19 protein-coding genes are annotated in these 23352 nt (G+C 46.0%); 7 read left to right on the forward strand and 12 right to left on the reverse strand.

Features of this window, described 5'->3' with window-relative positions; genetic code table 11:
* Window positions 1-73: 73 nt before the first annotated feature.
* Complete coding sequence (locus GO493_RS15610; protein WP_157307137.1) at window positions 74-856, reverse strand: fatty acid desaturase family protein; 783 nt, start codon at window positions 854-856, stop codon at window positions 74-76.
* A 181-nt stretch (window positions 857-1037) separates the two neighbouring features.
* On the opposite strand from GO493_RS15610, the gene GO493_RS15615 reads away from it, so the two are divergent.
* The gene (locus GO493_RS15615) at window positions 1038-1253 is read left to right on the forward strand and encodes a hypothetical protein (protein WP_157307138.1); all 216 of its coding nucleotides are present in this window, start codon (window positions 1038-1040) and stop codon (window positions 1251-1253) included.
* A gap of 486 nt (window positions 1254-1739) precedes the next feature.
* Here GO493_RS15615 and GO493_RS15620 read toward each other — a convergent pair whose 3' ends face one another.
* Window positions 1740-2195 carry a hypothetical protein gene (locus GO493_RS15620; protein ID WP_157307139.1) on the reverse strand — a complete coding sequence of 152 codons (456 nt, stop codon included), beginning with the start codon at window positions 2193-2195 and terminating at the stop codon, window positions 1740-1742.
* 346 nt (window positions 2196-2541) lie between these two features.
* Between GO493_RS15620 and GO493_RS15625 the strand changes: the two genes are divergently transcribed.
* Window positions 2542-3465 (forward strand): endo-beta-N-acetylglucosaminidase H, encoded by a 924-nt coding sequence (locus tag GO493_RS15625; protein WP_157307140.1) that lies wholly within the window; start codon window positions 2542-2544, stop codon window positions 3463-3465.
* Between the two features lie 56 nt (window positions 3466-3521).
* Here GO493_RS15625 and GO493_RS15630 read toward each other — a convergent pair whose 3' ends face one another.
* Window positions 3522-4037: a DinB family protein gene (locus GO493_RS15630; protein ID WP_157307141.1), complete on the reverse strand. Its 516-nt coding sequence runs from the start codon at window positions 4035-4037 to the stop codon at window positions 3522-3524.
* A 116-nt stretch (window positions 4038-4153) separates the two neighbouring features.
* Between GO493_RS15630 and GO493_RS15635 the strand changes: the two genes are divergently transcribed.
* The gene (locus GO493_RS15635) at window positions 4154-4639 is read left to right on the forward strand and encodes a DUF1801 domain-containing protein (protein ID WP_157307142.1); all 486 of its coding nucleotides are present in this window, start codon (window positions 4154-4156) and stop codon (window positions 4637-4639) included.
* On the opposite strand, the gene GO493_RS15640 is transcribed toward GO493_RS15635, so the two are convergent.
* From GO493_RS15640 to dnaA, 9 genes are all read right to left on the reverse strand, one after another.
* The gene (locus tag GO493_RS15640) at window positions 4607-5422 is read right to left on the reverse strand and encodes a caspase family protein (protein WP_157307143.1); all 816 of its coding nucleotides are present in this window, start codon (window positions 5420-5422) and stop codon (window positions 4607-4609) included. The genes GO493_RS15635 and GO493_RS15640 overlap by 33 nt on opposite strands.
* Window positions 5419-6945: a hypothetical protein gene (locus GO493_RS15645; protein ID WP_157307144.1), complete on the reverse strand. Its 1527-nt coding sequence runs from the start codon at window positions 6943-6945 to the stop codon at window positions 5419-5421. The genes GO493_RS15640 and GO493_RS15645 overlap by 4 nt, the downstream gene beginning before the upstream one ends.
* The gene (locus GO493_RS15650) at window positions 6935-8047 is read right to left on the reverse strand and encodes a caspase family protein (protein WP_157307145.1); all 1113 of its coding nucleotides are present in this window, start codon (window positions 8045-8047) and stop codon (window positions 6935-6937) included. The genes GO493_RS15645 and GO493_RS15650 overlap by 11 nt, the downstream gene beginning before the upstream one ends.
* Before the next feature lie 237 nt (window positions 8048-8284).
* On the reverse strand, window positions 8285-10123 hold the full coding sequence (locus GO493_RS15655; RefSeq protein ID WP_232538862.1) for an alkaline phosphatase: 1839 nt from the start codon (window positions 10121-10123) through the stop codon (window positions 8285-8287).
* 32 nt (window positions 10124-10155) lie between these two features.
* Window positions 10156-11670 (reverse strand): RagB/SusD family nutrient uptake outer membrane protein, encoded by a 1515-nt coding sequence (locus GO493_RS15660; protein WP_157307146.1) that lies wholly within the window; start codon window positions 11668-11670, stop codon window positions 10156-10158.
* Window positions 11671-11691: 21 nt separating this feature from the next.
* Complete coding sequence (locus GO493_RS15665) at window positions 11692-15087, reverse strand: SusC/RagA family TonB-linked outer membrane protein (RefSeq protein ID WP_157307147.1); 3396 nt, start codon at window positions 15085-15087, stop codon at window positions 11692-11694.
* Between the two features lie 103 nt (window positions 15088-15190).
* Window positions 15191-16144, reverse strand: coding sequence for a FecR family protein (locus GO493_RS15670; protein ID WP_157307148.1), 954 nt, complete (start codon window positions 16142-16144; stop codon window positions 15191-15193).
* A gap of 91 nt (window positions 16145-16235) precedes the next feature.
* On the reverse strand, window positions 16236-16814 hold the full coding sequence (locus GO493_RS15675) for an RNA polymerase sigma factor (protein WP_157307149.1): 579 nt from the start codon (window positions 16812-16814) through the stop codon (window positions 16236-16238).
* Between the two features lie 163 nt (window positions 16815-16977).
* Complete coding sequence (gene dnaA / locus GO493_RS15680; protein ID WP_157307150.1) at window positions 16978-18411, reverse strand: chromosomal replication initiator protein DnaA; 1434 nt, start codon at window positions 18409-18411, stop codon at window positions 16978-16980.
* 587 nt (window positions 18412-18998) lie between these two features.
* Here dnaA and GO493_RS15685 point away from each other — a divergent pair.
* The 4 genes from GO493_RS15685 (at window position 18999) to GO493_RS15700 (ending at window position 23328) form a co-directional block, all read left to right on the forward strand.
* Window positions 18999-19382, forward strand: a complete 384-nt coding sequence (locus tag GO493_RS15685; RefSeq protein WP_157307151.1) for a DUF3127 domain-containing protein — start codon at window positions 18999-19001, stop codon at window positions 19380-19382.
* Window positions 19383-19506: 124 nt separating this feature from the next.
* Window positions 19507-21066, forward strand: a complete 1560-nt coding sequence (locus GO493_RS15690; RefSeq protein WP_157307152.1) for an NAD(P)/FAD-dependent oxidoreductase — start codon at window positions 19507-19509, stop codon at window positions 21064-21066.
* A gap of 73 nt (window positions 21067-21139) precedes the next feature.
* Window positions 21140-22639 carry a sensor histidine kinase gene (locus GO493_RS15695; RefSeq protein WP_157307153.1) on the forward strand — a complete coding sequence of 500 codons (1500 nt, stop codon included), beginning with the start codon at window positions 21140-21142 and terminating at the stop codon, window positions 22637-22639.
* On the forward strand, window positions 22636-23328 hold the full coding sequence (locus tag GO493_RS15700) for a LytR/AlgR family response regulator transcription factor (protein ID WP_157307154.1): 693 nt from the start codon (window positions 22636-22638) through the stop codon (window positions 23326-23328). Before GO493_RS15695 ends, GO493_RS15700 begins: the two co-directional genes overlap by 4 nt.
* Window positions 23329-23352: the final 24 nt, after the last annotated feature.

Raw genomic sequence — 23352 nt, forward strand, 5'->3', positions numbered from 1 at the left:
ATCCTCTAAATCAACTTTCTTCTCACCATTATCTATAATGCAAAAAACCGTTTTTATTTATGAAAAGAATGTATTAAAAAGTATTCTTCTTCTCCAGTTCCGGCAACACTTCATCAATTCTCTTCGCTAACTCCGGCAGCTTAATAGTTGGTACTGCAGGGAATAAGTGATGTTCAAGATGATAGAACATACTGAACGTGATCTTATTCTTCCAGCCACCCCTTTGCGTCCGTGCAAACTCAGGATGTTCTTCTGTATCATGATGCACTGTCCATACGGCAAAGAATGCCATCAGGAACTCGCCTATCACCATGACAATGATATGATACATTAAGAAAGCGATCTTAAAATAAAAGACCAGGAAAGCAAAAAGAGCTATCGCTGCAAGTTCCAGCAATACATTCCGCACATATTTCTTATTCCCTAATTGTAAAGTGACCTTATGTATCAGGAACATATGTATAGGGCCATATAAAATGGCGCCGTACCAGCTCATACCTGCTGATTTCCCTTCATAATCCTCTTCTGACAGGCAGTACTTATGATGACGGATGTGGTTGAATTTAACTGCATGTATAGATGCCATCATCAGTACACTGTTGCTGAAAAGCGTAAACCATGTAAGGAACTTGTTTGTACCCAATGAATTATGGAAGCCATTGTGTACTTGTCTTAACCCTGTCAGGAAAAAGAATGCGGAAAAAGGCAATGCCAGGATGTAATAGCCGAAGTAGGCTAAAGTCCAGGAGGTTAATGCCCAGGGGATAGTAAGGTTGTTCTCAATGAGCATTTCTTTCAGGGAAAGGTGTTTTAAGTCTTTCCAGTAGACTTTCTGAAGGATTTCGGTGTGAGTCATATGGATAGATTGTAAGGCTGATTAAAGGTAGGACAGGGGCGAAAAATGAAAAATGAGATAAGTCAGGTTTGGGACGGAATAGGAAAATGTTACACTTACAAAATTAGGGTACTTATTAATGAGGGAAACACAAAGATCCCATTTGTCTTCATTTATATTATTTAGAACGCTAAAAAAGAGTATGAGATCCTATAAGAAGATTGAAAAACAATACAAATCCGAAGAAATTGCTGAATCGTTTGTATTTAGCGGAAATACTAAAGGACGATCTGAAAGATTAGTAGCTTTTCAGCAGTTTCGTAGTCAAGCTAATGCTAATGCGAAACAATCAGAAAAAGACAAGGTCATTGCGCAATTACTTCAACTGAAATTCCTGATTGAAGATTATATTAAATGAAATCAGTACATCCACACAGTTAGGCTATTGTTAACAGGAAGATAGTGGGCCAGCTTAACAGTAATGATTCACCGAAGGTACATAATATTAAGTAGGTAAGTTTAAGCCAGCTTTTATCTTGGCTACTAGCTTGCTGACACTTGCACCATATCTTGCACTTTCCATGTGACAATACAGACCTTCTTCAAAATCAGGATGCTCAAGGATGGGAGCAAGTTCGTCCATAAGATACTTCCGCACGGATTCCGGACCATTTGATAACTGTTCATCAAAGTCTTTACAATTTTCAAAAACATAGACCATATCCTCGAAGTCGCGGCTTGTACGTAAATCCCCACCTCTTGATTTATGGGCTTCCCATTTAGTAGCCAGAAAATAAGGGCTTTTTGGGTTGAATACAAAGAAACCGTAGCTCCACCGACAAAAACATAAGGATGATCAAGTCCCTTCAAAGATTGAGCAACAGCTTTGATCCGTATAATATTCTCATGCATGGTGAATGCTAAATTTGTCTTTCAATAGTTTAAGTGCAATTTCCTTTTCCCTGACTTTACCCAGGCGCATAACATCGACCAGCGATAGTAATTCATATAGTATAGGATCTTTCAAAGCTGCTTGAACCGCATTGGGATACAATGGACTTATTGTTTCTCCTCTCACATTTCCTTCTGGATATTGCCAAACCACCATCTCGTCATGTTGATTGGTCATAAGGTATGAAGACATGAGAGGAGACGAAAAAGCAGTGGGTATCCCAATTGCGATAGCCCCCCTTATCGCGGGAAATACCCGTGGCAATCCGTATTGAATAAATTCCAGAAAGGCCTTCCGCATAACCTTTCTTTTTGAAGGATCTAATAACTCTGCTAATGCTGATCGTTGTAGAGAATAGCTCACTTCTGCAGGGCTTAGGAATAGATCTTCAGCGATAGCTTTATTCATCCAGTTCGGATCAGATATCAGTATTTTCAACAGGACCGCTATGTCTTGCGGCCGCATTCCATTATGTTGATTCATATTAGAAAGATACTAATAATTCACGATTCATGATTCATGATTCATGAATCGTGAATTGATAAATTTGAATATAATTGATTATCAATTAATTATTGAAATTTATCCTATTGACTTTCCTGGAAATTGTCAGCCTTGCTACAAGTCGTCAACTTTTATTAAGAAAATCCCGCTTCCCAAAAAGGCGGGATTTTTGCATTACCCTCCCTGAAACCCAAACATTGCGGTAATTCCACGTTTGCACTAATAATCCTAACTATTAAAACCACGTACAATGAAACTGAAACCCATCATGCATACCTCTCTTGCATTACTTCTCATCACCTCCTGTCAAAAAAAAGAAGAAACTTTACCCACTACAGAATCAACAAACGTATCTCCCAACGCTGTCACTAAAAGCGGAGGCAAATCTGTCTGTTATGTAGAAGTAAACAGCAACAGTTTATTAAACACCGGTAAATACACCCTTACTACCGGCGGACAACAACTCTTCGACATTGCCATCATTTTCGCAGCTAACATCAATTACAACACTACTACACAAAAAGCGGTACTATACAACAATCCGAATGTAAGGAACGTACTGGTGAATAGAAACACGCAGGTAGTACCCTTGCAGAATAAAGGCATGAAAGTATTGCTGTCAATACTCGGCAACCACCAGGGTGCTGGCTTCTGCAATTTCACCAGCAGAGCATCTGCAAAAGCGTTTGCACAGCAGCTGGTAGATACTGTGAACTATTACAGCCTGGACGGAATAGACTTTGACGATGAATATGCAGACTATGGAAATAATGGTACCGGTCAGCCAAATGATAGCTCGTTTGTATTGCTGGTAGATGAATTGAGAAAACTCATGCCGGCAAAGATCATCTCGTTCTATTACTACGGACCAGCTGCCTCAAGACTTTCATATGGCGGAAAGAGAGTAGGCGATCTGATAGATTACAGCTGGAACGCAATTTATGGAACATATTCAGTACCCAACGTAGCCGGACTGACAAAGAGCGAACTGGCCCCGGCAGCAGTGAATATAGCATCCACCAGTCAGAGCACAGCCAATTCATTAGCTACGCAGACAAAAAACAACGGCTATGGCGTATACCTCTGGTACAACCTGGGAAGCACAAATAAAGCTACATTCTTCTCCGGAGTATCAAATATTCTCTACGGAAGCAGTGTGACATATACGCCGTGAAAATAAGATAATATCGCAGGACCATGAGCGCGCAATAAGTGGACGGCATGGTCCTGTTACTGCATATTCAATATACTGAACTGTATGTTCTTCAGCTGATGCACATGCCGCTTAGTATGATAGATCACAAAGGTTACAGCTTCCAGCCGCGTAATATAACCCATGACCGGTATAGCAAAAGAGGTACAGGTCATGTTAAGGTCCAGCGTGGTGATAGCACGTTTCAGATCGGTCCTGATGTAGTTGAGCGAGTGGATCAGGTACTCTTTATTGTAGCTGGTAAGAGCTGGCTTCACGAAATCCGGCGCATGCATTTTGATATGATAGTTGGAAAAGTCATCCCGGATCTGAGCTACGAACTGGTCAGGTGCTCTTTCAGTATCGGCGACCGCTCCGTTGATCATCTCTACAAATCTCGAGTTAGCCATGATCATATGCTCTCCCACCTGTCCCGCCGTCCAGCTGCCTTTAAAGGGTTCCAGGTTCAGCTGCCCCTGGTCAAATGAAGCCAGCTGGTCTATCAATGCCGTAAGCGCATTATCTGCCAGGTAGCATATTTCTTTCGTTTGCATGTTAGGTTATTTGAACATTGAATTCAAAGGTAGAGCTGTTGCAGCTGCTATCCGGGGGGGAAATGTGTCAAAGCTGGGGGGAGATTGCGACAGCCGGAATTTGCTTAACTTAGGATATGCAATCAAACGCCGCTACTCCCGAAGAATATATCAGCAGCCTGCCTGCAGAACGGCAGCCCGTCATGCACGCATTACGCGCTGTAGTACTTAAGAATATTCCCGAAGGTTTCAGGGAAGGGATGGTATATGGCATGCTGGGATATGTTGTGCCCCATATCATATATCCTGCAGGATATCATTGCGATCCTAAACAGGCATTGCCTTTCATGAACATCGCCTCACAGAAGAACTATATTTCAGTATATCATATGGGATTGTATGCCGATGAAGAGCTGCTGAAATGGTTCACCGCTGAATATGCGAAGGTGGGCAAACGTAAGCTGGACATGGGAAAGGCCTGCATCCGTTTCAAGAAACCGGAAGATGTACCGGTAGAGCTTATAGGTAAACTGGCTGGCAGAATGACCGTACAGGACTGGATAGCCCTGTACGAGTCAAAGTTGAAAAAATTAACGATGAATAACGAACGGAGCCTGCGCTAAAAAGTTATAGGTCTGATTACCGTAATGATGCAGATGAGGATGCTGCCCGCTGTCAAAATCCTTGCGTATAGCGCCCAGGAAGGAAGTATAATTAGGAGCGGGACGCTTCATCACCTTCTTCACTTTAGCAGTAAATAACCCGTTACCATCTGCCTCCATAGCTTCCTCATTATCCTGGCAGGCGCCAAACTGTACCACATAAGCTTTAATATCAGCAGGAGAAGTGCTGATCTGGCTCTGGATACTATCATACATGGCCCTGTGCTTGTTGTAGGTAGTGATAAGAGAACGTATCGGCGCTAACCGGCTTTTCCTGCCGGAAGTAGTATCTGCTTCCAGTGGAGCGCGGGAAACCGTTCCCGAATGACAACTATCCGAAAACACCAGTATACGCACACCAGCTTTAAATTTGCTGAAGGCATCATGCAGCTCGTCATCGATCAGCTGACGGTCATACAGGCACCAGGTCTCATCCTGTTTATCCGGTTCGTCGTTGTTGGAATCTACCAACGCTCCCCCGTGACCGGAATACGTGAGCAGCAGGATATCGCCGGATTTAAGCTTGCCGGCAGCTTTCTTCAGATGGGAAAGTACATTAGCAGTAGTGGCTTTTTCAGTTAACAGTGTGTTGATAGAACTGTAGCCTGCTTTTTCAGCGATAGATCTGTAAACGGCGGCATCATTCTCGCATGCGTCGAGCCTGCCGTCCCAGCCTTCATAACTGTTGGGGTCTACGGCATTTACGCCGATGTGTAGTGAATAGCCCTGGGGTTGTGGTTTCATATGCTTTCTTTGAGTTTATTGATTTGAAAGAGTACTGCCTGGTTCCTGATATCTTTAAGACTATCAGGAAATGCCAGGATATTTCGGATCGTTTTTTTGATGACGTTGGGCGGAAGTTGCAGCCGCTTTGCCAGGTCGTTGATCTCTATCTCAGTATCCAGTTTCTCGATGTAATACAATACGGTGCTGATAGTATTACTGTTCAGTATTCCCGCGCTGATCTGTTCTGCCGTGGCATTGGCGGGAATAGCCTGCTCAAGCGCATAAAGGATGCTGTTGGGCACGAAAGTATGTTCAGGCGCTTTCCGGGGAAGGGGCAACGGTTCATAAGACGTCCACACCATATCGCAATACAGCCGGTCAGTGATGTCTTCCAGCAGACTATCTTCTTTGATGATGCCCGGTTGATTGAGTGATGCCTGTATAGCCGCCCGTACCCCGTCGATGAACATGCCCGGCCGGCTCATATCTACTTGCGGGACCGGCTCCTTATAATACCACGCAGAAAGTATCTTCAGCGCTTCCAGGTCAGGGCAGCCTTCGCCCAGCAGGGCGGGCAGGTTTTGCATCAGCTCCCGGAAAAGGGCATCGTCCTGGGTCTCATTGTTGTTGAAATAAATATAGGCTGCCAGCAACCCTTTCATAGGAGAGGTGAACTGGCCTATAGCAAATTCCCGCATCACTTTTTCCGGCAGGAAATACACGCCATTATGAAATTTATGCCTGACCCCATCTATCCGGTAATAGCTTTCATCATTGCTGATAAAACCACTCTCTTTCGGCATGATAAAAACACTCATGCTGGGAAAAATAGGCCCGTGGCCAAAGGTGAGGAAAACCTGTGTCTGCCAGTATTTATCTTTCAATGCTTCCAGGCTGTCATCGCTCTTAAATACCTGCAACGGTATTTCCCGGGGCGGTTGACCTTTATCCTTCTCCCATAGCGGATTGATAGGCCTTCCCTCGTAATGGAGATAATAGAATCCCGGTGGCAGACAAACATGAAAGGCCAGCCAGCCTTCATCCAGGTCCTGCTGCACATTATCGTGTTCCAGTTTATAAAGCACCTGCCGCCCGGCATTCAGCAGTGAAAAGCCTTCTCCCATGGGAAGGGCATGCTCCTGGTTAATGCTTTTGTTGTTTTGTTCGTCAGTATAACGGAAGAAGAGGAAGAGTGAGCCCGCGTCTTTTATCTGCGCGCCAACAGTAGGTATCTTGCTGTACAGGGTAGCATAGCCTTTGTAATAATCCTGCGTGGATTGATACTGCGCTGCTACCAGGGAAGAGTAGATAGGAGGGGTGGCTATCTCATGACGGGTCTCTTTTTCCAGGCGGATGTTCTCACTGATGATGTTCCCGTCCAGTTTCATTGTCACGCTGTAAAGTCCGCGGGGCAGTTCCATTTCCAGCACTTCATATCCTTTGGCTATTACATCCAGGTAACCGTTATACAGGGTTAAGTGTGCAAACTCAGACATCACACCCGTAGCAGCTACGGTAAGTTTATAAAGCTCAGTACTCATATTCCATTGTTTTGCGGGAGAGATCTATTTTGATAGGCTTACTGCCCTGTACCGTGCCATCAGAAATACCATAAAGTCCTTTGGTCAGGTTGAATTGCCAGGTATCTCCGGCATTGGCGGTGTCTTCCCGGAGAATGTCGAGGTTGGGAGATTCCAGCCTGTAGGTGCCTGCCTGCTTAAAGCGTATGGTCAGTGCTGTAGAAGTGATCACGTCCAGGTTGCGGTGCTGTACAATGATAAAGTCCAGGTTATTGCTGCTGTTCCGTACATCTGTCCTGACGGTCTGCACATGTTGCTGTTCATGCGCATAAGCCTCTGTTTTAGACCGTACATAGTTCTCAAACTGCAGCATGCTGGTCTTACCATGCTCATCCGCTGCAAGGCCTTTAAAAGCTTCTATAAGGGCACGGGAGAAGTATCCCCGTACGCTCATATTCCCCTCGCTGATGGTGATGCCTTCCCGGGCAGGGTTCTCATATTCCGCCGCATACATGACAACGGCCATGGCTTTGCCTCCACCGATGCCTTTGCCGCCCAGCATGGAATGGAGGGGCTTGGTGTTGATCTTCCTTTCCCGGCAGCAGTCAAGGAAAAAGTAGATCTCTTCGAAGAGGTCCTGCTCCATCAGCAGGTCGAAATAAGCTTTGGAAGACAGGGCTGCATTATAGAACCGTTCTGACCAGATAGGCAGGCACATGCCGTTTACGTCCCAGCTGGCGCCGAAACCGTGACCGGAAAAGTAAAAGTACAGCCTTCTGCCGGGTTGCTTTTCCGCCATGCGGAACACCTCGGAGAGGGCCAGGTCTATCTTTTGCTGGTCCGGCGTATCATCATCTTCTTTAGATGTAATGAAAAAGCAATGTTCCGGCAGCAGGTTGCCGCCATCTGCACTGATGAGCCAGTTACGGAATGCGCAGGCATCAGTGATAGGGCCTTCCAGTGCATGTAAGCTTTTGTAATGATTAATTCCTACAATAATGGCGTAGTCCCGGTCATTAACAGGAAGGTTCTTAGCGATGTTCTCGTTAATCACATCTTCACAAGGAGATATTGCAGACAGAGGCGATGCAGGGGCAACGGCCTCCAGTGTATCCTGTGTCATTGGGGTGTTTTTAAAACGCTTTGGGGTTATGTATTCTTCATGTAAAATTAAAATACCTGGCTGATGTGAACAATTTTTATTTCTCAGCCAGTCAGATAGCTAGTCTCCTCCTAAAAAGCCGCTTTAACCAACCGCTAAAACTCGCTCTTCTCCCCCAAAAGCCGCGCAGCGCCCCAACACAAAAAAAGCGCTTTGCCGAAGGCAAAAGCGCTTTTTTTGTGCAATTTTTCTCGTCGCTTAATTCAACAAAGCTATAATCTTCTCAAATATCTCCGTATTCTCATACACCCCTCTGAAATCCAGCGAATGCGGACCATACGCAAACACCGGCACCATCACAGCAGTATGATCATTCGTACTGAAATGACCATCCACTTCTCCCTTACCAATATTACCATCCAGTAAACTCAGCCCTCCCGTTTCATGATCAGCAGTAACAATAACCAATGTATGCCCATCTTCATCAGCAAACTGCATCGCAGCGCCGATAGCCTTATCAAAATCCATCATCTCTGTCGTTACATAAGGTACTTTATTAGCATGCCCGCCATAATCTATCTGCGCCCCTTCAGCCATGATAAAAAAGCCTTTAGGATTTCGGTTCAGCGTAGACATGGTCTTTTGCAGGGAACGGGTCAGGAACTCCCCGCGGCCCTTCAGCATGGAAAGCTCCGCAGCGCTATCCAGCACCAGGAATTTATCGGCTTTGATACTATCCATATCCTGTAACCGGGTGCTGAAGGTATACCCTTTGGCACGCAGCAACGCAGGAATATCCAGGCTGTCTGGACGTGCGTTGAAATGCTTTGGCCCGCCACCTATCATAATGCTGACAGGGCTGGACAGGAAATCTTTCGCAATGATCTCTTCCTCACTTCTGTCATACGCATGACCATAGAAGGCAGCAGGAGTGGCATCGGTAATATCTCCTGCGCTGATCAGGCCACTGCTGTAGCCTTTAGGCGCAATGATATCAGGTATGGCCGGCAGGCGCACACCGGTAGCATCTACACCTATGTAGCGGTTGTTGGTCTTATGCCCGGTGGCCATAGCCGTACCGCCGGCAGCAGAATCAGTGATATAACTATCTGACGAATATGTTTTAGAGAGACCTATATTCTTCATCTGGAGCAGGTTGAGTTGCCCGCGGTTGCCGGTAAAACCGGCATAGATCTGGGTCAGCCCCATACCATCTCCTATCAGGAAAATTACTTTGTTCACTTTGGTAAGGCTGTCGTTGTTAATATAACGTGCCTTGTAAAGTGTATGCGGAGCGGCAGTGCCTTTATATTCTACATTCTCCCGGTTGCTCAGGAAATCGGAAAGCGTTTCCAGCAGGTCAGTACCAATGTAATCAACCTTCATGTTCATCTGGGTCTTCCAGGCGTTGACGTTATCCGGCGTGCCCCAGAGGCGTACTTTTTTACCTGCCTGGTGAACGCTGTCTATCCATCCCTGGAGCTTATCCCTCTCCGGTTTTACAATGATACCCTTGCCATTCCATTTGGTGAACTGTTGCAGGTCACAGCTGTACATGGCTATACGCTGTAACTGCGCGGGAGTATACACACCGTTGCGTTTACCGTCAAAGTGAATATACGCAGGGTATTGCGCCCATAAAGATGGTAACGGCTGATCTCCGCTGATAGTGATCTGTACGGTAGGATTTTTAGTGATATCCGGGTAACGGGTTAAGAGCTGTACCAGCGCTTTCATGGTAGGAATGCCGGTAGTCTTGAAATCTATCATCAGCTGCAGGGTGGCCTTGCTGTTATGGAAGGCGGTACCCCCATTTTTCCGGATAATGTTCTGCAGCGGACGCAGGTAAAGGCTTTCGAGGGAACGGTCTGTTGTAATTTCCTCTTCTTTATGCGCCACTAACAGCTTCCCATCCCTTTCAAACACATCTGCCTCTATAGAGCCGAAATGGCGATGGTAGGCAGTGAGGAAGGGGATAGGATGAATATAGTCGTTATGCGCATGTGCATTGATCGTTGTATAGGCCCTTTCCTGGGCAGCCACCGGAGTGGCGGCTGCTGTCAGGAAAAGAGCTAATAAGCTGTTTCTTACTTTCAATCTCTATGGTTTTAATACTTGTCTTATGGTTCTTATTCCCAGCCGGCATTCTGTTTCACAATACCGTTGCTGCTGGTCACCTCACTTCTTGGCACCGGCCATACATTATGAATGGTAGGTTTGAAGGTCCTTGCAGGCCATATTACGCTACCACTATAACCGTGTAATGGCTGTGCGTAAGTAGCTTGTGCATCGCCCCAGCGTACCAGGTCAAAGTGATGGTTAGCCCATTCTCCCGCCAGTTCACAACGGCGCTGGCGTTTCAGCTCTGTCATGTCGGCATTGGTAACATCGGTCAGTCCGGCACGATGCCTGATCATGTTGATCTCTGCATCTGCATTCTTACCCTGCATCAGCTTTGCTTCCGCTTTGATCAGGATCACTTCTGCATAACGGATCAGCGGCAGGTTCAGGTCTGTAGTAGGATGGTCTCCGTTAGGGCTCAGGTGTATGCCACCTGCATAAGAGAACGGCTCCATGTATTTACGGAACTGGTAACCTGACAGGCTGTTGCTGGAAGCGTACACCTGGTCTGCACCGTAGAAGGTGAAGTGATCGCCTGGTTTCAGGATAGTGGCCTCTCTTCTGAGGTCGCCTGTTTCGTAGGCGTCATACAGTTCTTTGGTAGGCATGTAATAACCCCAGCCATTGTATTTGCCCCAGCCTTTGTTTTCCAGCATTACGCCAGGCAGGATACTGCCCCAGCCGCTGGGTGCTTTAGAGTTGGAGTAAACTGACCAGATATATTCACTTGACCAGTTATTGGCGATAGTGAATACGTCTGCAAAGTTATCCAGCAGCTGATGCTTGCCGCTCAGTATTACAGAGTCAGCATATTGCTCGGCTTTGGCGTAATCCTTTTTATACAGGAACATTTTGCTGAGAAAAGCATAGGCAGCGGTTTTATGCGGACGGCCATATTCATCTGCAGAATACTCATCAAAATAAGGTAGGTGTGCAGCCGCCTGTTTCAGTTCTTTCTCTACATACTCATATACCAGGTTCACGTTGGCAGAACGGGGAATAGGCTTATCGCCGGTGATGCTGTCGCGGTTCACGATAGGCACGCCGGCTCTTTCATCTCCGTAGGTATACCCCAGTTCGAAGTACATCAGTCCGCTGAAGAAATACGCTTCACCCAGGATGCGGTTCTTCAGGTCTGCGTCCATATTGATAGATGGTACATGGGTGATCACGTCGTTAGCACGTTTGATAACAATATACCTCATTTTCCATTGTGTTTCCGTATAGGAACCGCCAATGAAGCTGCTGTTGAAGTTCTTGATATTATCGCCTTCTGCTTTCACACGGCCTGTCACCATATCATCGCTGGCGTTGATAAACCACCAGTAACCACGGCCATAGAAGTTCTCATTGTCAAACTGGTCGTACATGGCATTGGCGCCGGATACAGCGTCAGCCTCCGTTTGCCAGAAGTTACCGCTGGTAGGCGCTCCTTCAGGTGTAATGTCCAGCTTTTTATTGCAGGCAGCCAGTATAGAGATACCAGCCAGTGAAAGTGCGATGTGTTTTATAATATGTTTCATTGTATTCCTCGTTTGTACTTATTAGAAATTAACGTTCAGACCTACCAATACGCTCTTAGCCTGTGGATAACGGCCTTTATCTATACCCAGTTCATCCATACCAATTTCAGGATCGTATCCGTCATATTTGGTAAAGGTGAACAGGTTGGTAGCAGTTACATATAATCTTACTGCACCGATGTGCGCCTGGTTGGTGAGCAAAGCAGGCAGCGTATAGCCCAGGGTGATATTCTTGATACGCAGGTAAGAACCGTTCTCAATATACCAGTCTGAAGTATTACCATAGTTACCGTTCAGGTCTGTAGAGGTGATACGTGTTACGTTTGTATTCGTATGCTCCGGCGTCCACGCGTTCAGTATGCCTGACAGCATGTTATAGTTGGTACCAACGCTTGGGTTCATGTTAGTGTACTTCAGCGCATTGAACAGTTTGTTACCCTGTACGCCCTGTGCAAAGATGTTCAGGTCAAAACCTTTATAGCTGGCGTTGAAGCTGAAACCATAAGAGAAACCGGGGAACGGACTGCCTACAACCTCACGGTCGTTGTTATTGATCTGGCCATCATGGTTACGGTCAACGAATTTACGGTCGCCCGCTTTTGCATTAGGCTGGATAGGTGTAACGCCATCGGGTCCTACATAGCTGTCTACTTCAGCCTGCGACTGGAAAATACCAGCGGTCCTGATCACATTATAGGCGTAGATAGGATTGCCCACACGTGTTACAATAGGGTTGAGGGTGCTGCGCACGTTGATGTTGGAAGAGCTTACCACTTCGTTCCTTCCTTCTTCCAGTGCCAGCAGTTTGTTGTTCACTTTGGTTAAAGTAGCGCCGATGTTATAGGTGAAATCGGGACCTGCTTTACCATTATAGGTGATGCCTAACTCAATACCATTGTCACGCGCCTTACCCATGTTCTTGTACATACCGGTGGTAACACCTGCAGTACTTGGAGGATCTACCTGCAGGATCATCTGGTCTGTAGTTTTGATGAAGTAGTCAGCATTGATAGACAGGCTGTTCTTAAACAGCGCGATGTCTGTACCGAAGTTCACCTGTTTGGATTCTGCCCAGCGCAGGTTAGGATTGGAAAGCGCATCTTCTGCAAGACCAGTTACCTGTGCTCCGTTACTGCCTATGAAGATGCTGGTAGATTTCAGGTTTACGTTGATAGCGTTGGATGGAAGACTGCCCAGGTTACCAAGTACACCGTAGCTGCTGCGCAGTTTCATGAAGGTCAGCACATCATTTTTAGGGATGAAGTTCTCTTCTGTAAGTACCCAGCCACCGGATACTGAATAGTAATTCTGGTAACGGTTCTGAGGCGCTACACGGGAACTACCGTCACGACGGCCTATCAGTGACAACAGGTATTTGGCCTTGTAGTCATAGTTAACCCTTGCCAGGAAAGATTCCATAGCGTTCATATCTTTTCCGCTGGAAGGTTTAGCCCAGGTGGAAGCGTTGTCAAAGTAACGGTAAGCTTCCCTTTCATCGCTGAAAGAGCTGGCATTAACAGTCAGGAAGGTACCATCATGATGTTGGTAGGTATAGCCTGCCAGTGCGTTGATGTTGTGGTTGCCTATCTGTTTGGTATAGTTCAGTGTCTGTTCTGACAGGATCTCTGTGAAGTTGTTGATCTTTTCTTCCAGCCCGTTATTGCTATTGATCTTACCTATTTCCAGTGCACGGGTGGTGAAGGTTTTCTGATCGCTGAAAGATTTGGTAACAACGAAGTTGGAACGGAATACCAGGTCTTTCATCAATTTAACCTCTGCATATGGGTTGATGTTGATATTGCTTACCGGTGTGCGGGAATCCAGTCTTTGCAGGATAGCTACCGGGTTGGCCAGGTCGCCGTAAGAACCTGCATAGGCAGCGGGCATACCGCTGAAAGATCCGTCTGCAGTGTATGGTGTGATATTACGTGGGTAACCCAGGGCGGTGAAGATAGCGCCGGTATAAGGGCTGGTAGTGTTAGCGCCATTACCGTTGGTATAGGTAAAGGAGAGGTTCTCACCTACCTTCAGCCAGGGCTTGATCTGTGCATCTGAGTTCATGCGGAAAGAGTAGCGTTCAGCATGTGTGTTGAGCAGGATACCTTCATTACGGCGGTAGCCGAAGCCCATATAATAACGGTTTTTATCTGTGCCGCCTTTTACGCCGATGTTGTAGTCCTGTATCTTGCCGGTACGGAAGATCTCGTCCTGCCAGTCAGTACGGGTTATCTGTCCGTCGGGATATACAGAAGCATTGAACGCATCAGCAGGCGTTTTTCCTGCAGCGGTATAAGCGATGTTCTCTACATCAGCAAACTGTTTGGCCGTGAGCACGTCCAGTTTTTTGGCAGCAAACTGCCAGCCTGTTTTAGCGTCAAGGGTGATAGTAGCGGTACCTTCCTTACCTTTTTTGGTAGTGATCAGCACCACGCCGCCGGAAGCCCTGGCGCCATAGATGGCGGCAGATGCGTCTTTCAGTACGTTGATAGATTCTATATCGTTCGGGTTGATTGGTCCGCCGGTGTAGATAGAACCATCTACTACATACAGCGGCTCTTCACCGTTAATACCACCCATACCACGGATATATACTTTAGGAGTAGAGGTGGGGTCACCGCCGTTGTTCTGAACGGTAACACCGGGCGCTTTACCCTGTAATGCTTCTGCTGCATCGTTGAGGGAGCGGGAAGTAAGCCTGTCCAGCTGAACGTCAGCTACGGCGCCGGATACGGTAGCTTTACGCTGGGTACCATAACCTACTACTACCAGCTGGTTCAGGTTGAGGCTATTGTCTGCCAGTACTATCTGGAAGTTCCTCTGATCGCCCACTGGTATCTCCTGTGTTTTGAATCCTATCATGCTTACTACCAGCACCAGGTTACCGCCCTGTGCAACGGTCAGCTTAAAGTGACCGGTAGCATCTGTGCCAGTACCATTGGAAGTACCTTTTATCAGTACAGTAGCGCCGATAAGCGGACCGTTCTTGTCAGACACAGTACCGGTAAGTGTGATCTTCTCCTGTTCCTGTGTCATTGCAGCAGATGCAGATGCCTGCGCCTGGGAGGCGCTGTCATAGATCAGGATGGTGTTATAGCGTTCTTCGTATTTCAGTGAGGACTGGCTGAGCAGGTCCTTCAGGATGTTCACTACCGTCTTCTTCTGATAGGTAGCCGCATGCACCTGTATTTTCTTCAGTGCGTTTTCGTCGTATGCAAAGCTGATCTGGGCAGCTGATTCCAGCCTTTTCAGTGCAGCGGAAAGGCTGCCCTGCTGTACCTGGAAGTGTTGCATCATCTTTTGCAGCGCCTGTGCATTTGTAGGCAGCGCAAAGGTGGTTGATGCCAGTACAAGCAGCGCCATCCCCGTGATGAGTACGGTTTTGATGTGTGCAGTAATGTGTAACTTTTCTTTTTGCATATAATGTTTGTTATTAAGGTAAAGGCATGAGTTGGCCGCGGCTACGCAATTTACATGGTAACCCGGAATTTAAACCAGAGTAGATTGAAACAGCCGTGGTGTTTTAGTCGACCACCAGTTTGTCCTTCAGCATAGTGAAATGGATTTTTGGTTTGTAACTGATTTTTCCGATGATGTCAAGTACTTCCGTCAGCGCCATACTGGCGGGGAAGCGTAACGTGTAGTTCCCTTTGTTTAAGTCAAGTGTTGTGGTTGTCTCGATCCCGTATTGAGTTTTTATGGTTAAAAGTAATTCGTGCAATGTAGCATTGCGTAATACGATCTCGCCTTGGGTCCATGCCAGAAGATCTGCAGTAGCAATACTGTCCTGTACAGTTGTTCCTTTACCCTGAACGGTAAGACGTTGTGCCGGCCCCAGTGTGGCGGGAGCGGCGCCTGTGCCCTGTACTTTTACCTTACCGGTAGCTACCGCTACCCGGGATATCTGTAAAGTACTGTTCGTTTCTACAGTAAAGGAAGTACCCAGAACGGTAGTGCGTGTGCCGTTATTATCTTCCACGGTAAATGGCCGCCGTGCATCTGTCACTGTTTCAAAGAAGGCTTTTCCTTCGGTGATATGTACCGGGCGTGCATGTTGAGGGAATTGCGGAGGGAATTGTATGGTACAATAAGGACCTAAAAGTACTACCGAGCTGTCCGGAAGTACAAGCTTTTGCATGTTGCCACTGTTATTGCATACTGTCTTTAAGGCCAGCTGTCCTTTTATGGAAGACTGATGGCTATGCTGACGCAGGAAATAGCCTGCTACTATCAGCGGGATGATGACGGCTGCTGCTTTCACCAGGCGTAAGCCTATGCGGCTGGTCCTGCGTGGCAGCGGCCAGATATGCTGCTGCATATCCTGTTTGATCCGGTGCTTTTCAGCAGCGGTAAGTAACGGAATGCTCTCTTCCTGTTCCAGGGCGTCCAGCCATTTATATAATAGTTCCTGTTCTTCTTTGGTACAGTTGCCCTGACGGAATTTTTCCAATAATGATGATAATGTCCCTTTATCCAAGTCTGCGCGTTGGTTTATTATAAGACACGGCTGTAAAAGGAAATAACTATTGAGAGGGAGGGATTAACAATTCGGTAATATTGGGATGAGGTTACAGTATCCTTTCAACCAGGAAAAGAACGATCAGCAGGTCCAGTGCCCAGGCATTCTTCATTCTCTGCAGGGCGGTGTTTAACTGGTTCCTGATGGTCTGCGGGCTGCTGCCAAGTTTTGAAGCGATCTCTGCAACAGAGAGATGTTCTATCCTGTGTAAATAGAAAACATCTTTCATTTTGCCGGGCAGGCTGTTGATGGACTGCAATACCTGTTGTTCTGTCTCTTTAAACTGGAGCTGGTCTGAAGCTGCCCTGGTATTGGTTTCGCAAACCTGTGTGAAGGTATCTACATGACGCTGGTAAACATGTTCATCGCGCAGCGCATTGAGCAGGCGGTTCTTAAGTGCGCAGCGCAGGTAAGGAAGGACGGCGGTTACTTCCGGGAGATTGTCCCGCTTTTCCCAGAGATGAATAAAGAGACCCTGTACAATGTCCTGTGCCAGTGAGTGATCTTTTGTGATCTTACTGGCATAGCTGAACAGATCTTCCCAGTATTCATCAAATAGCTGACGGAAGGCCTTTTCATTGCCTGACCTGATGGAACCCCATAGTATGTGTTGATATTCCTTTGGCATACGTTACGGCACAAAGTTATTGGTTGTTATTAAGCGCCGGATGTCCCTGGTGATTATGAAATTGTTAAGCACAAGATAATAACTAAGATAATAAAAAGTCCCGGGAGTTTTTCCCGGGACCAATAAGGTTATTTAGGGTTTGAGGAATATCGGATAGCAATGGTTACATGGCAGCGAGTTGCACTTTTTGTTGCAATTCTATTACGCTGTCCCGGAAAGTATTATCTGTGTCCATCAGGTCTTTTACGGTCTGGCAGGAGTGGATCACGGTGGTGTGGTCACGGCCGCCAAAATGTTCGCCGATGGTTTTCAATGAATTCTTGGTAAAGGATTTGGCAAGATACATAGTGATCTGCCTGGCCTGCACGATCTCACGTTTACGTGTTTTCTGCAGCAGTTTATCGTACGGAACATCGAAGTATTCGCATACCATTTTCTGGATGCTTTCGATGGTGATCTCTTTGGAAGATGTTTTCACGAAAGATTTCAGTACACGTTTTGCCAGCTCCAGGTCGATCTCTTTCCTGTTCAGGGAAGACTGTGCCAGGAGGGAGATAAGTGCGCCTTCCAGCTCGCGTACGTTGCTTTGTATATTATATGCAACATACTTCACTACTTCTTTCGGCATTTCCAGGCCGTCGTTACGCATCTTCATTTCCAGTATTTCCATACGCGTTTCGAAGTCAGGCATCTGCATATCTGCAGAAAGGCCCCAGCGGAAACGGCTGAGCAATCTTTCCTGCAAACCGTCCAGGTCTTTTGGTGGTTTGTCTGAAGTCAGGATCAGCTGCTTACCGGATTGATGCAGGTGGTTGAAGATGGCAAAGAACGCATCCTGTGTTTTTTCTGCACGGGCAAAAAATTGTATATCATCTACTATCAATACATCAATTAACTGATAGAAGTGAATAAAGTCATTGATGATACTGTTCTTTGAGTGATCAATGAACTGGTTGATGAATTTTTCAGCGCTTACATACAACACTGCTTTGTTGGGATGTATGCGTTTTACTTCATTGCCTATTGCCTGTGCAAGGTGTGTTTTACCCAGACCTACACTCCCATATATAACAAGAGGATTGAAGGAAGTACCACCTGGTTTTTCAGATACGGTCTTACCGGCCCTGCGGGCAACACGGTTACAGTCTCCTTCAATGTAAGATTCAAAAGTATAGTGAGGATTCAGCTGAGAATCTATCTGTACTCTTTTTATACCGGGAATAACAAAGGGGTTCTTTACCGGGTTTTGTATCGTTAAAGGAAAATCAACTTCGCTGTCTTTTTTTGTTTTAGTAAACTGCGTTGGCATGTTTACTGTTTTAGGGTGTTGATGCGGAGTACCGTTTTCAACCACTATACGATATTCTAACCTGGCTTCTTTGCCCAGTTCTCTTTTAATTGTCTTCCCAAGTAATCCTACGTAGTGCTCCTCAAGGTATTCGTAAAAGAACTGACTGGGCACCTGAATGGTTAAAACATTGTTTTCAAGCTGGATGGGTTTAATCGGTTCAAACCAGGTTTTAAATGGCTGCCATTCCACAATATCCCTAATTATATTAAGACACCTTTCCCAAACTTGGTCGCAAGTTTTATTCATTGAGCTAATGTAAATTAATGTTGTTCTTGAATTAAGGATTGTTCTCGAATTGTAAATCTTTCAACGTGGGGAGTTGATAGATTTTCAGACAGGACGACGAATATCTGTAGAAAATGTTGAAAAAAAAAATTTATCTACCCTTGTTTCTCATTCTCAGATTACAGATTGTCGCCTCTGTTTTTTGCTGTTTTTTAATGTGTTTTCACGCTCGCGCATTGTAATTTAAAATCCCATAAAACCCAGTACTACACTGGTTTGATATCCAGGCTTTTCCAGTTGACATTAACAACTTTGTCATAGATATGTGTACTTACTGATAAAATACTATTGTACAGATAACAAGCAAGGTAAAACTCAACTTTTCCGAGTTGCCCGAAATGTTAATAATTCCGTACGGGCGTGCAAAACTATGTTAGTAATTGCATTTAAAAAAATGTGCTTATAGTTAGCAAATACCATGCAAAATTCTTAACATACGCGCATGTGCTCGTGTCTTTCTTTTATAACTGTCTGTTTTAAATTTTATTGCGCACTACTTCTGCTTAAAAAACCTATCTTTGACCCTCTGAACAGTTAAATTTTTTTATATGAGTTTTGAAATAACCGGAAAACTGATCGTGAAGTATAATACGATGCAACGTAGCGAAACCTTTAAGACACGGGAGTTCGTTATCGAAAAGTCCGATGATATCAATGGCCGCGTTATAAACAACTATATCAAGTTCCAGGCGGTGCAGGACAGGACAGCAATCGTAGACCGGTTCAATGAAGGTGAAACCGTTAAGGTATACTTCAACATCAAAGGCACCCGCTGGGAAAAAGACGGCAGGGTGAATTACATCACCAACCTCGACGCATGGCGCATGGAATCTGTTGTTGCCGGCGGCGCTACACAGGATTCAATGCCAAACTACAACGCTTCCCAGGAAGTTTCTTCCGGTGGTGGTACGGCCGATGACCTGCCATTCTGATCATCTGAGAATAACAACTCATTAACAAAATAAATTTAGAACGGGTACCTGCTGAATACAGGTATCCGTTTTTAGTTTATTATCTTTGCCCCGCAATTGTTGGGATAACTACCTAACCTTCAGTATGATACAACAGATCTCACTTAAACTGCTGCCCTCCCGGGCAGATTCAGACGCCGCCATCATAAAAGAAGCGGCAGCATCTCTGGGTATAAAACCTGCAGACATCACCGGCTTTCACCTGCTGAAACGCTCTATTGACGCACGTTCCAGGCAAACATTTTTCATCCTTACCCTGAAGGTTTTCATCAATGAACCCTTCCGGGAAAGAGAGACCATCATACCCATATATGACACTTTACCTGCCAACGCTCCTGAAGCTATCATCATAGGCGCAGGACCAGCAGGCCTGTTTGCCGCATTACGGCTCATAGAATCTGGTATCAGGCCCATAGTGCTGGAACGGGGCAAAGACGTACGTTCCCGCAGGCGTGACCTGGCAGCGTTAAACAAAACAGGGGTGGTGAATCCTGATTCGAATTATTGTTTCGGAGAAGGCGGGGCTGGCACCTACTCAGATGGTAAATTGTATACGCGCTCGAACAAGCGCGGTAATATAAACCGTATACTCAGTATTTTTGTTCACTTCGGAGCAACAGAAAAAATATTATACGACGCACATCCTCACATAGGCACCAATAAATTACCACACATTATCGTTGCCATGAGAGAACAGATCATCAATAGCGGCGGCGTAGTACACTTTGATCAGAAAGTCACAGATATCGTTGTGAAAGACGGAGAAGTGACGGGAGTGGAAACCGCGGGTGGACAAACATTCTCCGCAAAACAGGTGGTCCTTGCCACAGGGCACTCTGCCAGGGATATTTTCCGACTGCTGCATAAGAAGAATATTCTTATCACCGCTAAGCCCTTTGCTTTAGGCGTACGTGTAGAGCATCCACAGCAGCTGATAGACAGCGCTCAGTATCATTGTCCTGTACGTAACGAATATTTACCACCTGCCAGCTACAGTCTTGTTGAACAGGTAGAAGGCCGCGGCGTCTTCTCTTTCTGCATGTGCCCCGGCGGCATCATCGCTCCCGCATCTACAGATCCCGGAGAACTGGTGGTGAATGGATGGTCGCCCTCAAGACGTGATAACCCCTTCGCTAATTCCGGTATGGTCGTTACTGTTGATGAAAATGATTTTGTTCCCTTCGCAGATAAAGGCCCTTTAGCAGCCATGTATTATCAGCAAATGGTAGAACAGGATTCCTTCAAAGCCGGCGGCGGACAATTTGTAGCGCCTGCTCAACGAATGACGGATTTTGTACACAGTAAGGTGTCCACAACCCTGCCCGATTGCTCTTATATACCCGGTGTAAAAAGCGTAAACCTGCGGGAAGTTTTACCCGCAAGTGTACACACCCGCCTGGGAGAAGCCTTCAAAGCATTTGGCCGCAAGATGAAAGGATACTATACATCAGATGCAATACTGGTGGCAACAGAATCACGCACCTCTTCACCCGTACGTATTCCCCGTCAGGATGACACTTTAATGCACCCGCAGATAACAGGTCTTTATCCCTGCGGAGAAGGGGCCGGCTATGCGGGCGGGATCGTCTCTGCCGCCATGGACGGAGAACGCGTGGCAGAACGTATTATCGCTTTCTATCACTGATACTGCTCGTTTTATCACATAAATAGAAAAAGTGTAGCTGGGATAACTATCATTGCTGAAAGATTTTATCCTTATGAACCAGATCAGAAAAACAGAACTGAGCATAGCCACCGGCATTTTCCTGCTGCTCATCTTCTTTCTCTTATACAGAAGTATATCATATAATGTATTTGAACTGCAGCATGAATACGGATATAAGTTTGGAAGATATCACCAGGTATTTGATTACTACAAACATTACCTGCTGCCCCTGATGGCGCATATCACCGTTGTGTACCTGGCCTTCCTGGCTGTTCATCTGTGGATCATCCCTTATTATTATGAAGAAGAACGATGGAAGATGGGCAGCCTGTTCCTGGCCATTGTAACCGGCGTGGTATTCCTCACCATCATGATAGCCAGCACATGGTATAATGGTTATTTATTCGGTGTTTACAAAACTGTACAAGGTGTACATACGCACTGTGCAAAATCAGCGTTTATTATCACTATATTTTACGCCACATTGTATGCCCTCTACTATGCAGGCCGTCACCTGTTCCTGATACATCTCTATCCTAAAGTACTAAGCTCACCCTGGTTCAGGCAAACCCGCACCGAACTGGTGTGCATAGCGGTGATCATTGTGATGCTGACATCGACCGGTTTCCGGCATCATGAAGTAATGGGACTGCTGTTCTTTACCAGTACTTACCTGGGAGCCATGTACCTGGTGCTGATGTATATTATTTTACCAAAGTATTATAACAGGTTAACCATACGTCAGCTTACACTCCGGGTAGCGTTGATCAATCTTTCAGCTTTCCTGCTTATGCTGCCTTATAGCGTAGTGATGGACCACCCGGGAGGAGCTATGATCGTTATGAGTATCATTACCTACTTTATCACTTTGCTGCTATTGTACCCGCTTACTATCTGGATGTACAGGATAAGACATGCGCATACAGATACCATTCTCGGGTTGCAGAAAGCTTTGAATAAATCTGAAACAGGGCTGGACTTCCTGCGCTGGCAGATCAACCCGCACTTTCTCTTTAATGCACTGAACACCCTATACGGCACCGCATTGCAGGAGAAAGCCGGCGCCACCAGCGAAGGCATACAGAAACTGGGAGATATGATGCGCTTTATGCTACATGATAACCTGCTGGAAAAGATCTCCCTCTCCAAAGAAATAGCCTACCTTGAAAATTATATTTCCTTACAGCGCTTACGCACACAGGCATCGCCGGATATATTAATAGAAGTGAATATCAATGACGAACATTGTGAGCATGAAATAGCGCCCATGCTGCTGATCCCCTTCGTAGAGAATGCGTTCAAACATGGAGTGAGCCTGCGGCATAAATCGCGCATCATCCTCTCCTTATCATGTACACCGGAAAAGATCTATTTTGATATCAGTAATACTGTGCATAGTAACCGCGGTAGCGAAGTAGAAAAAGAAAGCATGGGCATAGGATTACATAACGTACAGCAGCGCCTGGCATTACTGTACCCTCACAGGCATGAGTTGAACATCCGCGAAACCACTACAGAATTTTTTGTGCATCTTACCATTGAAATAGTATGAAACTGACAGCTATTGCAATAGATGATGAACAGGTGGCATTGTCCATTATACGCTCACATGCAGAGCAGGTACCTTTCCTTGAAATAAAAGGGTACTTCACTGATCCCTTCGAGGCATTGGCCTATCTGAAGCAGGAACCTGTCAGCCTCCTCTTCCTGGACATCCGCATGCCGGATATCTCCGGGCTGGAGCTGATGGCTACGCTGCCGGGAGGGCCGCTGGTCATCTTTACAACTGCCTACTCAGAACATGCTGTACAGAGTTTTGAGCTGGATGCCCTGGACTATCTGCTGAAACCATTCTCCTTTGAACGTTTCCTGAAAGCATGCAATAAAGCAAAGGCATTGCTGGAACTGAAACAACAGAATACACAGCCTGATGCGCCTTCATATGTTATTCTCAAAAGCGGGTATGAACAATATAAAGTACAGCTGGAAGATATTCTTTACATGGAAAGCGCAGGGAATTACATCAGTTTTGTATTAAAAGATAAACGCATTCTTTCCCGCTTATCTATGCAGGAAGCATTGGCGCTTTTGCCACCTGATAAGTTTACAAGGGTACATCGCTCTTTCATTGTAGCGAATAACAAAATAGCAAGGGCAGACAGGAATTGTTTATACATAGGCCAGGTGCCGGTAAGTATAGGGGCTGCATACGCCGCTGCCGCAGAAAGGATTTTCAAATAATCTTTCGGCCGTCGCAGTCCCCCC

Origin of the sequence: Chitinophaga tropicalis (genome assembly GCF_009758205.1) — a bacterium.
Classification (GTDB): domain Bacteria; phylum Bacteroidota; class Bacteroidia; order Chitinophagales; family Chitinophagaceae; genus Chitinophaga; species Chitinophaga tropicalis.

Bases quoted from the DNA above. Each gene is read 5' to 3' on its own strand.
- GO493_RS15690 (WP_157307152.1), top strand. From the start codon at position 19,507: ATGATACAACAGATCTCACTTAAACTGCTGCCCTCCCGGGCAGATTCA.
- GO493_RS15635 (WP_157307142.1), top strand. From the start codon at position 4,154: ATGCAATCAAACGCCGCTACTCCCGAAGAATATATCAGCAGCCTGCCT.
- GO493_RS15620 (WP_157307139.1), bottom strand. From the start codon at position 2,195: ATGAATAAAGCTATCGCTGAAGATCTATTCCTAAGCCCTGCAGAAGTG.
- dnaA (WP_157307150.1), bottom strand. From the start codon at position 18,411: ATGAATAAAACTTGCGACCAAGTTTGGGAAAGGTGTCTTAATATAATT.
- GO493_RS15700 (WP_157307154.1), top strand. From the start codon at position 22,636: ATGAAACTGACAGCTATTGCAATAGATGATGAACAGGTGGCATTGTCC.
- GO493_RS15685 (WP_157307151.1), top strand. From the start codon at position 18,999: ATGAGTTTTGAAATAACCGGAAAACTGATCGTGAAGTATAATACGATG.
- GO493_RS15665 (WP_157307147.1), bottom strand. From the start codon at position 15,087: ATGCAAAAAGAAAAGTTACACATTACTGCACACATCAAAACCGTACTC.
- GO493_RS15640 (WP_157307143.1), bottom strand. From the start codon at position 5,422: ATGAAACCACAACCCCAGGGCTATTCACTACACATCGGCGTAAATGCC.
- GO493_RS15625 (WP_157307140.1), top strand. From the start codon at position 2,542: ATGAAACTGAAACCCATCATGCATACCTCTCTTGCATTACTTCTCATC.
- GO493_RS15675 (WP_157307149.1), bottom strand. From the start codon at position 16,814: ATGCCAAAGGAATATCAACACATACTATGGGGTTCCATCAGGTCAGGC.
- GO493_RS15650 (WP_157307145.1), bottom strand. From the start codon at position 8,047: ATGACACAGGATACACTGGAGGCCGTTGCCCCTGCATCGCCTCTGTCT.
- GO493_RS15645 (WP_157307144.1), bottom strand. From the start codon at position 6,945: ATGAGTACTGAGCTTTATAAACTTACCGTAGCTGCTACGGGTGTGATG.
- GO493_RS15615 (WP_157307138.1), top strand. From the start codon at position 1,038: ATGAGATCCTATAAGAAGATTGAAAAACAATACAAATCCGAAGAAATT.
- GO493_RS15695 (WP_157307153.1), top strand. From the start codon at position 21,140: ATGAACCAGATCAGAAAAACAGAACTGAGCATAGCCACCGGCATTTTC.
- GO493_RS15610 (WP_157307137.1), bottom strand. From the start codon at position 856: ATGACTCACACCGAAATCCTTCAGAAAGTCTACTGGAAAGACTTAAAA.
- GO493_RS15660 (WP_157307146.1), bottom strand. From the start codon at position 11,670: ATGAAACATATTATAAAACACATCGCACTTTCACTGGCTGGTATCTCT.
- GO493_RS15630 (WP_157307141.1), bottom strand. From the start codon at position 4,037: ATGCAAACGAAAGAAATATGCTACCTGGCAGATAATGCGCTTACGGCA.